Consider the following 13,846-nt stretch of genomic DNA (forward strand, 5'->3'; position numbering starts at 1 on the left):
AAAAAAATGAAATTAAATACGATTAAACATATAGGTAGAAGTGATTTTGTTAACATGGGACCAATTAGGTTACGTCAACCATTACCAACTAATCAGGTTGAGATGATTGATCCTTTTATATTGTTACATCACTATGGACCATATGAAATAAACGAAAAAAGTAATCCTTTTGATTTGGGGCCTCATCCGCATAGAGGTTTTGAACCTGTAACATTTTTAGTTCAGGGCGAACAATTGCATCGTGACTCACTTGGGCATGAAAGTATTGTTAAAGCAGGTGATGTTCAATGGACAACTGCGGGTCGAGGCATAGTGCATTCAGAAGGACCAACAAAAGCATTTGTTAAGCAAGGCGGTTTTATAGAAGGGATTCAGCTTTGGTTGAATCTACCTGCGGAGAAAAAGATGATTCCGGCTAATTATCAACATGCTAGACACGAAGAATTCAATATAATAACTTCAAAAGACCAAAAAGTTGAAACACGAATTATAGCTGGAAACCTTAAGGGTAAATATGGTAAAATTGCCACACAAACACCTGTGAATGCTTATATGATTAATGCCAAATTTGGTGGTGTTGAATCCTTACAGTTTGATGCATCTCATCAAGGACTTGTATATCTTTTAAAAGGGAAAGTTATAATAAATGATGATGTGACTTTGAAGTTAAATGAAAACCAATTGGTTCAATTTAACCAAGATGGAGAAGGTTTTAAAATAGAAGCGCTAGAAGATAGTTTATTGCTCTTCATTTCGGGTAAGCCTTTTAATGAAAGTGTAGCGACATATGGTCCTTATGTTATGAATACCCAAACAGAATTATTAGAAGCCATGAGGGATTATCAGATGGGTAAAATGGGGTTTCTTCCTGCAAATTAAAAAATAAAGAAATGAAAACAGTTGTACATAAAGCAAATAGTAGAGGTTTTGCTGACCATGGTTGGTTAAAATCGCATTACACGTTTAGTTTTGCCAATTACCAAGATCTAGAACGTATGAACTTTGGAATGTTACGCGTTTTAAATGATGATGTGGTGCAGCCTAAAATGGGTTTTGGAACTCATCCGCATCAAAATATGGAAATCATATCTATTCCATTAAAAGGCGCGCTATCACACAAAGACAGTATGGGAAATAAGCGTGCCATAGAGGTAGGGGAAGTACAGGTTATGAGTGCTGGAACAGGATTAACACATTCAGAATTTAATGATAGTAAGACTGATGAGGTTAATTTTTTGCAGCTCTGGATTATTCCAGAAGAAGTAAATGTTAAACCACATTATGAGCAACGTAAGTTTGATAGCGAAGACCGCCATAATAGATTGCAGACCATTGTAGCTCCTAAAAATAGATTAGAAGGTAATGCATTGCCCATAAGTCAACAGGCTTATATTTACAGATCGCGTTTAGACGCAGATACTTCTATTGCATTAAATTTAAAATCTTCTAAAAATGGTCTCTATATTTTTGTTGTCAATGGTGCCATTGAAGTAGCTAATCATCAATTATCTAATAGAGATGCTATTGGCATTTTCGATACAACAGGAGTTAATGTACTAGCTAATAAAGTATCAGAATTAATAATTATTGAAGTTCCAATGTCATAATTGGTATTTGATTAATAGCGAAAAAGCATCCTGTATAGGGTGCTTTTTTTGTTTAAAAACACGATATTTGTATTTCGACTAACTATCAAAAAAAATAAAAACAAGATTATGGCGATGAATAAAAATACTGTGTTGGCTTGGGCCACATGGATAATGATTTTTGTAGGATTAGGTTTAATTGCTTTAGGCGCATTTAGATATGATGATGTAGCCGGTTGGGGATTTGCAGCGGTAGGGTTAGGTTTCTTTTCTATAGCCTGGGTGTTTAACGCATTAAAAGGACGTGTGTAATGAGTGATGATAAGAAAGTAATATTTTCAATGTCTGGTGTTACCAAGACATTCCAGAGTGCCAATACACCAGTTTTAAAGAATATTTATTTAAGTTTTTTCTACGGTGCAAAAATTGGAATTCTTGGTCTAAATGGTTCTGGTAAATCTACTTTACTTAAAATAATAGCTGGCGTAGATAAAAACTATCAAGGAGATGTAGTGTTTTCACCAGGTTATTCAGTAGGTTATTTAGAGCAAGAACCGCAATTGGATGATGATAAAACAGTAATGGAAGTGGTTCGTGAAGGTGCGGCCGAAACTGTTGCTATACTTGATGAGTATAATAAAATTAATGATATGTTTGGCTTGGAAGAGGTATACTCCAATCCAGACAAGATGGAAAAGCTAATGAACCGTCAGGCAGAATTGCAAGACCAGATTGATGCAGCTAATGCTTGGGAATTGGACACCAAGCTTGAGATTGCTATGGATGCTCTTCGAACCCCTGAAGGTGATAAAAAAATAGGTGTTCTTTCCGGTGGTGAACGTCGTCGTGTAGCTTTATGCCGATTATTGCTTCAAGAACCAGATGTATTACTATTGGATGAGCCTACCAACCATTTAGATGCTGAATCTGTACATTGGTTAGAGCATCATTTAGCACAATACAAAGGAACAGTTATAGCAGTAACGCATGATAGATACTTTTTGGATAACGTAGCAGGGTGGATATTGGAATTGGATAGAGGAGAAGGTATTCCGTGGAAAGGAAACTATTCATCATGGTTGGACCAAAAGTCTAAACGCATGGCTCAAGAGGGCAAGGCTGCATCCAAACGTCAAAAAACATTAGAACGCGAGTTGGAATGGGTTCGTCAAGGTGCTAAAGGCCGTCAAACCAAGCAAAAAGCACGTTTGAAGAATTATGATAAGTTAATGAGTCAAGACCAAAAGCAATTGGACGAAAAGCTTGAAATTTATATTCCAAATGGACCACGTCTGGGAACCAATGTTATTGAGGCCAAAGGAGTTAGCAAAGCCTATGACGATAAATTACTATACGAAGATTTAAACTTCAATTTGCCTCAAGCAGGGATAGTAGGTGTTATTGGTCCAAATGGTGCAGGTAAGACTACAATTTTTAGAATGATAATGGGTGAAGAACAACCTGACAAAGGTGAGTTTGTTGTTGGGGAAACAGCAAAAATAGCTTATGTAGACCAGAGCCATTCTAATATTGACCCGAATAAGACCATTTGGCAAAATTTTAGTGAAGAACAGGATTTGATTATGATGGGTGGACGTCAGGTTAATTCTAGAGCGTATTTGAGTCGTTTTAATTTTTCTGGAAGTGAGCAAAACAAGAAGGTGGATTTGTTGTCTGGTGGTGAACGTAACCGATTGCATTTGGCAATGACACTTAAGGAAGAAGGTAATGTACTGCTTTTAGACGAGCCTACTAATGATCTTGATGTCAATACATTAAGGGCTTTAGAAGAAGGTCTTGAAAACTTCGCCGGTTGCGCTGTTATTATTTCGCATGATAGATGGTTTTTAGATCGTATTTGTACGCATATATTGGCTTTTGAAGGGGATTCTCAAGTATATTTCTTTGAAGGTAGTTTTAGTGATTATGAAGAAAATAAAAAGAAAAGACTTGGTGGCGACTTAATGCCTAAGCGAATTAAGTATAAAAAACTAGTGAGATAAATAAAAAAAGCCTGCTATTGCAGGCTTTTTTTATTTATTTGAGTTGTCGTATAAATGTCCTTCAGTAAAATCGGTATAAGGTTTGTCTTCTTCATCTAAAAGGTTTGTACTTAATTCATTTAAACGCTCGTTTTCCTTTTTTAATTTGTAGGATTTTCTAATTCCGAGAATTAATAAAATTAAGAAGAAAACTACAGTAATGGCTAGCATTTTTACAATGCTTAATTGCTCTATAAGTATTAAGAGAGGGTATACCGATATACGAATTAAATGAATCATCGTAGGTGCAAATTGGGGTTATAGCATGTCAAATATAAACAAAAAATTATTAATCAACTATAAATCATACTATTAAGCTATTCGTACCAGTTTAATTGTACAACTTTAATGTTTCTATTTTTTGAGTTCACTAAACGTTTGAATTTTTTTACATCACTTAAGCCATTGGTGCCTCGGTAGTGGTAGGGTAATACTTTTTTGGGCTTAAAGGCCAAAACTGCATCTGCTGCACTTGAAACGGTCATAGTATAGGGTAAGTTCATACAGACTAACGCTATATCAATGTTTTTAAGCTGACGCATTTCTAAAGTGTCTTCAGTATCTCCTGAAATATAGATTCTTTTTCCATTTATGGTAAGAACGTAACCAATTCCACGACCTTTAGGATGGTATTGTTTAGCTTCTTCGCGAATATTATACATGGCTACGCCTTCAACATCTAATGACATTTTTGATGTAGAAAACCCTCGGCTTAATCCGCTAAATAATGTCGTAAAGTTATTTTGCAGTGATTGTGGTAGTTTTTCTTTAACGGCTTTAGGGCCAATAATTATCGTATTAGGTGTATTAATGGCGTTTAAGGTTTCTACATTTAAATGATCACCATGTATATCTGTAATTAAAATAAAGTTAGGGGGCTTATGGCCTACAAAAGCATCTTGACCTCCTACGGGATCTACATAAATAATAGTTCCATTATATTCAATTACTAGTGTACCATGATTAATGGGGCTAATGGTAATGTCAGACTCTACTAAATAGTTTTTAAAAGGTTCTTTGGGTTTTTGTACTACTACTTTTGGGTTTTCGACTTTTTTTTCAACTTCTATAATAGTGTCCATATCCAGTTCTTCAATAGGCTCTTCAACTAAAAGTGTATCAGAAACTATTTCTTCTACAGGTTGAACAGTTTCATGTTTTTTATCAGTTTTACAACTAAAAAACAACAAAGGAATAACTAACGAACAAATGTATTTTTTCATGGTACTTAATGTTTAGTGTTTATGTAAAGCTAGTTAAAATTTAAAATCATTTTAATATTACTTCGCTCGTAAGGAGAATTATCCTCCACAGGAACTTCTTCAAAACCATATTTCCTATAAATATAAATAGCGTTTTCTAATTTTGTATTAGAGTATAGCATTAGTGCCTTGAAATTATTTTTTTTGGCAAAATCTATACAATGGTTCATGAGCTTCTGTCCAATTTTTAGCCCTCTTAACTCTGGTAAAACAGCCATTTTAGTCAATTCAAAAATATGCGAATCAGCTGTGGGCATTAAAGCTACAGTTCCAAGAATTTCATCTTCAGATATTGCAAAGAAAATATACCCTCCTTTGTTGATAATATAATGGTCTGGTTTACTTAATACCTCTTCATCAAAAGGTTCAACATAAAAATAGGTTTTTAACCATTCAATATTAAGATCATAAAAGTCTTTAGCATAAATTGAACTAAAGGGAATTATGTTAATCTCCATAAGGTATTTTATTGTTTTTGTATGTTTAACAAAACTTTAAGTACTAAATCTCAATCTCTTATAACGCTAGTTTTTAATTAGGTTTAGTAATATTACAAACCTATTTTTTAGCCCAAAATAGTATGGCAAACATCCAAATATTTAAGTCAGACGTATATACTTGTAAAGTTGGTTAACTATTTTGATTTGTTCTTTCGATTTTAATCCAATAAATACTCTAAAAAAAGAGGAATGATTTCAGTCTGAACAAATTTATATGAGTTAAAAAACGACAGAGTAAAAGTATGTAAAAAATACTTTAAAATAATTTAACATAAAAAACTAAACCTAAAAACAAGTTAACATGGAGAATAACAGTAAAAACAACACGGGACTAAAAGTGGCGCTAGGTATTGCACTAGTGCTTTTTATTGCAACAGGATTTTATACCTCTAAGTTGTATACAGAGAAGAAGGAAAATGAGGCTCAATTGAAACAAGAAAAAGAGTTGGTAATGAATGATTTGAGCAATATGGCTAAACAATACGATATCGTAATTGGAGAAAACGACATAGCAAATAGTAAGCTTGTTGAAGCAAAGGAACGCATTGAAGGACTTATAGATTCTTTAAAAGTATCAGAAACTAATGTTAAGAGTTTGTACCGTTACAAGTCTAAATATTTAGCCTTACAAAAGGAAATGGACGTTCTTTTGACTGAAAACGATCGTTTAAAAATAGAAAACGAGTTACTTGCTGTTTCTTTAGACAGTACGCAAATACGTCTTGAGGAACGTACAATGTTTACGGACTCATTGCTGGTTCAAAATACAGCTTTAGCTGAAGTTGTTGAAAATGCATCTGTTCTTGGCGCCGTTAATTTATCTGGTGAAGGTGTTATTGAGCGTACATCTGGAAAATTAATACCTACCGAACGCGCAAGACGATCAGACAAAATTAGAGTGTGCTTTACAGTACCAAAAAATACTTTGGTTGAATCTGGCGAACAAGAATTATATGTTCAAGTTATCGACCCTAAAAACAATACTTTAGGAGTTAATGAGCAAGTGCAGTTTGGTGAAAAGACATTAAATTACAGTTTGGTAAGTAAATTCAATTATGAAAATGCCAGCTTAAAAGTATGTGAGTATGTAATGAGTAAAGGTGACGAAAATTTTGAAAAAGGACGTTATGTTGTTAATGTATTTAACCAAAAGGATTTGGTGTCTACAACAGAATTCACATTACGATAACACCTCATTTTAATTAGTTAATATCCATAGATTAGTTATTATGAAAAAGCCCGAATACTTTATTGTTTTCGGGCTTTTATATTTTTTTAATTATGATATTAATTGGCCATTTATTATTACCCGATCTATGTGGTTGTCACCAAATGCATAAGGTAAGAAATTATAACTCGGTACTTCTTTTGTAATTATTAGGTTAGCCTTTTTGCCTTTTGTTATGCTACCATAACGATGGCTTATGCCCATAGCATAGGCACCGTTAATTGTTGCAGCATTAATGGCTTCTTCAGGAGTCATTTTCATTTTAATGCAGGCTGTACTTAAAACAAAGTTCATATTTCCACTTGGTGTGGAACCTGGATTATAATCTGTGGCAAGAGCTAATGGCAATCCGGAATCTATTATTTTTCTGGCTGGTGTATAAGGAATACTTAAAAAATAGGAGCATGATGGTAATGCGACAGGTATCGTATCGGAATTACGAAGAACATCAATATCTTCATCGTTCAATTCCTCTAGATGATCAACAGATAATGCGTGATGTTTTACACCCATTCCAACTCCTCCAAATGCATTAAATTGATTGACATGGATTTTTGGAATTAAGCCGTATTTTAATCCGGATTCTAAAATTCTATCGGTATCTTCCAAATCAAAGTACCCTTTTTCACAAAAGACATCTATATATTTTGCTAATTCTTTGTTAGCTACTTCAGGAATCATTTTATTTATAATCAAGTCAACAAAACCATTTTTATTGTTTTTATATTCTTTGGGTACAGCATGCGCTGCTAAAAGTGTGGCTCTAATTTTTAAATTATAATGCTGTTTTAAACGCTTGATTACACGTAACATTTTAAGTTCAGCTTCTATAGTTAGACCATAGCCAGATTTAATTTCAATGGCTCCGGTTCCTTGTTTCATAACTTGTTCAAGTCGTTTAGCAGATTGGCTATAGAGGTCTTCTTCGCTTATATTTTGTAGTTTTTCTGCCGAATTTAATATCCCTCCACCTCGGTTAGCAATTTCCTCATAGCTTAATCCATTTATTCTGTCAACAAATTCTTGTTCCCTATTGCCAGCATATACAATATGTGTATGAGAATCGCACCAGGTTGGCAAAACTATTTTTCCATTGGCATCAATTGTGGTATCGGCTTCAATTCCATTACATTCTGTCATACTACCATATTGAACAATAGTATCATCATCTATTAATAAATATGCATTTTTTAAAGTTGGTAAGATTTTCATGTCTTTACCTTTAACTATTGAAACATTGGAATCTCTAACCTGAAGTAGTTCTTTTATGTTGGCTATTAAAGTGGTCACGTTGATATTTTTTTCAAAGTTGATTATTTTTTAGGTAATAAAAAAACGCCTTCAAAAAAATTGAAGGCGGTTTAAAAATTTACGATAAAACGTTTAGTTTTTTATGAATTTAATGACTTCATTTGAATTGTTCAATCGAATGGTATATAAACCACTAGATAACTCTGAAACGTCTAAAACGGTATTGTTGTTAACTGTTTGTGATAGCACAATTTGACCTAACAAATTGTAAATAGATAGATTTATGGGTTCATTAAATGAGCTTTTAAAATTAAGCACATTATTTGTGGGGTTAGGGTAAATGCTTATTTCATTTGAAAGTGTATAATCATCCACATCAAGGGTTTCTAGTAGATTCTCAATCCAGTAAACACCATCAGATGGAGCTTGATATGATATTGAAGCAATGTCTTGATCACCATCGTTGTCAAAATCATTAATGGTCATGGCATAAACCTGTTTTTGTATTCCCGAGCCATCTACCGTTTGTTCCGCACCTATGGTTGTTGGAGCTGCGCCTTCCGCTTTATGCCAAGTTATATCGTCACCACCAGTTGCACCATTTGATAAAACAAGATCATTTTTTAAATCTCCGTCAACATCAACAGCCTCGGAAATACCTGGGTTAGGAATTGTGGAAGTAATGGTTGTTTTGGTATATGTACCTGCTACTTCTCGTTTGTACCAAGCAAAATCACCATAACTATCAGATACTAATATATCTAAACCACCGTCATTATCAACGTCTACAAAATCAACATCAAAAAGATAAGTGTTTCCAGAGTTTGACACATTATTTGAGTCCACTATAAACGATACGGTTCCACTTGGTACCAGGTTATTATAATAAACATCAATTACACCGTTAGCCCATTCAGCTGTTGTAACAACAGCATCTAAATCACCATCACCATCAAAGTCAGCCATATCAAAATCACCTGGTTCAGTAATTGGAGAAACAAGTGTTTGTTCACCTCCAGTAAAAGTTCCGCCACCATCATTTGAAAACCAAACAATTTTATTGGCAGAATAAGCTGAAACAGCTACATCAATGTTGGAATCCCCATCAATTAAACCAGTATATATACTACCGGCTCCAGCTACTGTACTAGAAATAACATTTTCGGTTCCAAAGTTTCCTGAACCATCGTTGGCGTACCAAACTAATCGTCCGTCGTTATATGAACTTACTATAATGTCATTTCCGTTTATTCCATCAATATCAGCAATAGCAATATAAGAGACTCCGTTTAATGTTCCAATTTCTACTGAAGAAGCAAATGTACCATCACCATTGTTTTTGTATAGTAAGACTTTATTTCCTACTAACATCCCGACAACTATATCAGGGTAAGAATCAGGATCTAATTGACCCGATGCCATAGCATAAGGATTTTCACCTGGATCACCATCTACAGTATTGTAGGATGACCAAACTGTTTGAGAAAATGTATTTCCAATAAGTATTAATGTAAATACAGTAAAAAGTAGTTTTTGTTTCATAATTTATTTGGTTTATTTAATCTAATATACTGATTTAAATTTACTTAAGACTACCTACCATATCTTCAGGTTTTACCCACTCGTCGTATTCTTCAGCAGTTACATAACCTAAATTAATGGCTTCTTCTTTTAAGGTTGTTCCATTTTTATGAGCGGTGTTAGCAATTTCTGCAGCTTTATAATAACCAATTTTCGTATTCAATGCAGTAACAAGCATCAAAGAGTTGTTTAATAACTGTTTTATAATGCTATAGTTTGGTTCAATACCAGAAGCACAATGCTCATCAAAGCTTACACAAGCATCACCTAATAGTTGAGCCGAATGAAGAACATTAGCAGCCATAACTGGTTTAAAAACATTTAATTCGTAATGTCCTTGAGTACCACCCACGGTAACAGCTACATCATTACCCATAACTTGCGCACATACCATAGTCATGGCTTCACATTGTGTAGGGTTTACCTTTCCAGGCATAATAGAACTCCCAGGTTCATTTGCTGGTATAATTATTTCACCAATACCCGAACGTGGTCCAGAAGCCATCATCCGAATATCATTGGCAATTTTATTTAAAGAAACAGCTAATTGTTTTAAAGCACCATGGGTTTCAACTAAAGCATCATGAGCAGCAAGAGCCTCAAATTTGTTTTTAGCCGTAATAAATGGTAAATCTGTAAATTCTGCAATATACTTTGCAACAAGTTCAGCATAACCATCGGGTGTATTTAAACCTGTACCAACAGCAGTTCCACCTAAAGCCAATTCAGATAAATGGTGCATAGTATTTTCTAATGCTTTTAAACCATGATCTAATTGCGATACGTAACCTGAAAATTCTTGTCCTAGTGTTAAAGGGGTAGCATCCATTAAATGCGTTCTACCAATTTTAACAACATCTTTAAAAGCTATTGATTTTTCATGTAAAGTGTTTCGTAATTGGATAATACCAGGAATAGTAATTTCTGTTATTTTTTTATAAGCAGCAATATGCATCCCGGTAGGAAACGTATCGTTTGAAGATTGCGATTTATTAACATCATCATTTGGTTGAATGGTTTTTTCACCTTCGCCTATTACATGTCCTGCAATTTGGTGCGCTCTATTGGCAATAACCTCATTGACATTCATGTTACTTTGTGTTCCAGAACCAGTTTGCCAAATAACAAGTGGAAATTGGTCGTCATGTTTGCCTTCTAAAATTTCATCACAGACTTGAGCAATTAAATCACGTTTGTCTTCAGATAAAACACCAAGTTCACAATTTGTGTAAGCAGCTGCCTTTTTTAAATAAGCAAAACCGTACACAATTTCTAATGGCATGGATGCGGGTGCACCAATCTTAAAATTATTTCTCGAGCGTTCAGTTTGTGCTCCCCATAGTTTGTCTGAAGGAACTTTAACGTCTCCCATGGTATCTTTTTCAATTCTAAAAGTCATGATTTTAAATATAATAAGTTGTTTCGCAAAATTACAATTTTGATACTAAATTCAGCTTGAGATAATGAGATTTTTGTATTAAATTATTTATAACTAATTAAGTTAAAATAAATGTTAATAAAATAGTTTTTACTATTGCGAAACAAATGACTTTGTTTTATCTTTGCGGTAAATTATAAAAAAAGCCACCATGTTTGATTTTGACCAATATTTAGGATTTTTAGCGTTTTTAACCATTTTAACCATAGGTTTTTGGCTAATGATATTCTTAATCACTTTTGTTATTCCTTATTGGATTGGTGGAGCTTTATTAGAACGTATGAAGGAAATTCGTGAAGAAAAGAAAGCTAAAAGACAAGCATAGTATTTATTATAAGATTATAAAAAAAAACGTCTAATGATTTAGACTTTTTTTTTATGCTTTAAAGTATGGGTAATAATCACCCTTCAAAATCAAAATCACCGCCACCATTATCACCTCGGTTTCTATCCTGACGCTTTTTCTGCTGATTGAATCGGTATGTGAATGATAACATTAAACTGCGTTCACGCCATTGAAATTCAGATTCACTTCTAAATGTTGGTGTATTGGTTTCTGATATACGTTTTCTACTGTTTAAAAGATCGCTTACGTTCAATGCTATAGAGGCATTATCGTTAAGTAAATCTTTACTAAATGCCATGTTGGAAGAGAAAACACCTTCACGCTTATTTTGAGCATCAGCTGAAGGCCCTCGATAATTTAGGCTGGTTTGCCATTCTATATTCCATGGCAATGTATATTTGTTGTTAATTCTTGCAAACCAACTGGTGTTATCATTATCCAATGACAAACCGTTAGGTGTGGTTCCTGTGGTAGATTGTTGAAAAATATTGAAATTGGCATTAATATTCCATTTTCGGGATTGGTTATAGGTAACCGTAAATTCAAAACCAAAACGATCCTCTTCGGCTAGATTTATTGGCGATCGTTCTATTATGGGTAATACTTGACCACCTACATTAACCGTCTGTCCAGTATCATAACTTACAAAGCTAAAAGCATCTGTAGCGTGCTGGTAGTAAGCAGAGGTGTTAAGCGAGACTTTACCAAACTTCTTGTAATAACCCACATCAAATAAACCGGAATAGCTAGGAGCTAGATTAGGGTTACCTCTAAAAATACTCGTTACACTAGAACGTGATGGAAACGGATTGATAAACCATGATCTCGGTCTTCTAATGCGTCTGCTATAACCTAGGGTTACATTTTCATCTTCATTAATTTCGTAACTTAAGTTCACTGTAGGAAATAACCCCAAGTAGTTGTTACGGTTAAAATCACCACTGGTGGGTTGATCAATAGTGATACGAGTTTCTTCAAGACGCAATCCTAGTAAGTACGAAAATTTTTCGCCTATTTTACTACCAAACTGTGTGTAAGCGGCATTAATATATTCTCTGTAATTTAAAAAATTAGATAAACCCGTGCTTAATTCAAATTCATTACTGTTTTGGTCTAAAAACCATACCTTATAATCTGAACTTTGGTCATTAAAATTACCACGATAACCTAATTCAAATTGACTTCTTTCGCCAATAGGCAATACATAGTCTGCTTGAAGCAAAATACGTTGTTGATCTTCTAGGGTTGAAACACGCTCTGTATTTACACCTTCTAATAACACTTCAGAATACTCATCTTCAGAATTGTCCTCATATTGGAAGTCCATAGTTAGCTTATGACCACTGGTGTTAAAATCCTTTTGGAAGTTTAGGGAATATTGAATGACCTTGTCCTCCTCCTGTTCAGGATCAAAGCGGTTGCTTTCAGACTCAAAATTGCCATTTTCATCATACTGTGTTAAAATGTTTGTAGTATTACTTTCATTATTACCATCTCTATATGAAATAGCACCAGTTAACGAAGCGGAATCTGTAATATACCATTCTACTCCAAAGTTGGTGTTAAGCCCCTTTCTTATACGGTCGTAATCATTGGTTTCATTGGCATAGGTGTCTGGATTATCGGCAATTTCATTACCGTTATCATCAAATTCCTTATTGAAGTATTGTGTATAAGACGATGAATTCCCAGGTACTTCACGATAATTATAACTTGTTGTGTTAAAAATATTGATATCACCTGTTCTGTAATTGATATTACCTGAAATACCGGCAGCTTTAGGATATCCTGCACTTGCCGTTACAGCACCATTAAATCCTTGCAATTTACTCCTTCTAAGGATGATGTTTAAAATACCTGCAGTCCCTTCAGCATCATATCGTGCTGACGGAGAGGTAATTACTTCTACGCGCTCAATGGATTCGGCAGGTAATTGTCGCAGGGCATCTGTACTGTTTAACCCAACTAATCCTGATGGCTTACCATTTATTAATATTCTAACATTTTCATTTCCTCTTAAAGATACATTGCCTTCTACATCTACGGCTACCGATGGTACATTGTCCAATACATCACTAACTGTTCCTCCACGAACCGTTAAGTCTTTACCAACATTGTATATTTTTTTGTCAAGCTTTATTTCAACCGTAGTGGTTTCGGCAATTATTTCAACTTCTTCTAGGGCTTCAGCACCTTCAGCTAAACCTATTTTACCTAAATTTCTATCTGCAGTCAACTCTTGATTGGGAATGGTTAGTTTTTCAAAACCAATAAATTCAACAGTTATATCATATGTTCCACTTGGAACAGGTATACTAAAAGCACCTTCAGCATCGGTTATACTACCTGTTTCTAAACGATTTTCGGCTATGTTAAAAAAAGCTACTGTAGCATATTCTAATGGCTGATTGGTAGTTTTATCATATACATTACCTGTAATGGTGATTTCATTTGACTTTTGAGAATAAGAAATAAAAGATATACCTATAAATAATAGAGATAAGAATATTCTTTGCATTGTAATGGTTTTCGCTATTTGACCGCAAAAATAGCCTTTGGTTTAAACGGCTTTGGTTAAAACTATGTTAAATAAAAAAGCTTCAATTTTGAAG

13 protein-coding genes are annotated in these 13,846 nt (G+C 34.2%); 6 read left to right on the top strand and 7 right to left on the bottom strand.

What is annotated here, in order from left to right:
- The first annotated feature begins 6 nt into the window (after nt 1–6).
- The 4 genes from K7G76_RS10960 (at nt 7) to ettA (ending at nt 3,589) form a co-directional block, all read left to right on the top strand.
- A complete protein-coding gene (locus K7G76_RS10960) occupies nt 7–879 on the top strand; it encodes a pirin family protein (RefSeq protein ID WP_223034266.1) in 873 nt (290 codons plus the stop codon).
- An 11-nt stretch (nt 880–890) separates the two neighbouring features.
- A complete protein-coding gene (locus K7G76_RS10965) occupies nt 891–1,607 on the top strand; it encodes a pirin family protein (RefSeq protein ID WP_223034267.1) in 717 nt (238 codons plus the stop codon).
- Between the two features lie 108 nt (nt 1,608–1,715).
- Complete coding sequence (locus K7G76_RS10970) at nt 1,716–1,898, top strand: CAL67264 family membrane protein (protein WP_223034268.1); 183 nt, start codon at nt 1,716–1,718, stop codon at nt 1,896–1,898.
- Complete coding sequence (gene ettA / locus K7G76_RS10975) at nt 1,898–3,589, top strand: energy-dependent translational throttle protein EttA (RefSeq protein WP_223034269.1); 1,692 nt, start codon at nt 1,898–1,900, stop codon at nt 3,587–3,589. Before K7G76_RS10970 ends, ettA begins: the two co-directional genes overlap by 1 nt.
- 30 nt (nt 3,590–3,619) lie before the next feature.
- Here the strand turns inward: ettA and K7G76_RS10980 are convergent, their stop codons facing one another.
- The 3 genes from K7G76_RS10980 to K7G76_RS10990 form a co-directional block, all read right to left on the bottom strand.
- A complete protein-coding gene (locus K7G76_RS10980; protein WP_223034270.1) occupies nt 3,620–3,868 on the bottom strand; it encodes a hypothetical protein in 249 nt (82 codons plus the stop codon).
- A gap of 77 nt (nt 3,869–3,945) precedes the next feature.
- Nucleotides 3,946–4,851 carry an MBL fold metallo-hydrolase gene (locus K7G76_RS10985; protein ID WP_223034271.1) on the bottom strand — a complete coding sequence of 302 codons (906 nt, stop codon included), beginning with the start codon at nt 4,849–4,851 and terminating at the stop codon, nt 3,946–3,948.
- 29 nt (nt 4,852–4,880) lie between these two features.
- Nucleotides 4,881–5,348 (bottom strand): GNAT family N-acetyltransferase, encoded by a 468-nt coding sequence (locus tag K7G76_RS10990; RefSeq protein ID WP_223034272.1) that lies wholly within the window; start codon nt 5,346–5,348, stop codon nt 4,881–4,883.
- A 343-nt stretch (nt 5,349–5,691) separates the two neighbouring features.
- Here K7G76_RS10990 and K7G76_RS10995 point away from each other — a divergent pair, with 343 nt between their 5' ends.
- Nucleotides 5,692–6,579, top strand: a complete 888-nt coding sequence (locus K7G76_RS10995) for a chromosome partitioning protein ParA (RefSeq protein ID WP_223034273.1) — start codon at nt 5,692–5,694, stop codon at nt 6,577–6,579.
- Between the two features lie 90 nt (nt 6,580–6,669).
- On the opposite strand, the gene hutI is transcribed toward K7G76_RS10995, so the two are convergent.
- From hutI to fumC, 3 genes are all read right to left on the bottom strand, one after another.
- Nucleotides 6,670–7,908: an imidazolonepropionase gene (gene hutI, locus K7G76_RS11000; protein WP_223034274.1), complete on the bottom strand. Its 1,239-nt coding sequence runs from the start codon at nt 7,906–7,908 to the stop codon at nt 6,670–6,672.
- Between the two features lie 93 nt (nt 7,909–8,001).
- Complete coding sequence (locus K7G76_RS11005; protein WP_223034275.1) at nt 8,002–9,411, bottom strand: T9SS type A sorting domain-containing protein; 1,410 nt, start codon at nt 9,409–9,411, stop codon at nt 8,002–8,004.
- A gap of 40 nt (nt 9,412–9,451) precedes the next feature.
- Nucleotides 9,452–10,849, bottom strand: coding sequence for a class II fumarate hydratase (gene fumC / locus K7G76_RS11010; RefSeq protein WP_223034276.1), 1,398 nt, complete (start codon nt 10,847–10,849; stop codon nt 9,452–9,454).
- Between the two features lie 190 nt (nt 10,850–11,039).
- On the opposite strand from fumC, the gene K7G76_RS11015 reads away from it, so the two are divergent.
- On the top strand, nt 11,040–11,213 hold the full coding sequence (locus tag K7G76_RS11015; protein WP_223034277.1) for a hypothetical protein: 174 nt from the start codon (nt 11,040–11,042) through the stop codon (nt 11,211–11,213).
- A gap of 76 nt (nt 11,214–11,289) precedes the next feature.
- On the opposite strand, the gene K7G76_RS11020 is transcribed toward K7G76_RS11015, so the two are convergent.
- Nucleotides 11,290–13,752, bottom strand: a complete 2,463-nt coding sequence (locus tag K7G76_RS11020) for a TonB-dependent receptor domain-containing protein (protein ID WP_223034278.1) — start codon at nt 13,750–13,752, stop codon at nt 11,290–11,292.
- Nucleotides 13,753–13,846: the final 94 nt, after the last annotated feature.

The sequence above is a fragment of the Hanstruepera marina genome, from assembly GCF_019880635.1.
Lineage (GTDB): Bacteria > Bacteroidota > Bacteroidia > Flavobacteriales > Flavobacteriaceae > Hanstruepera > Hanstruepera marina.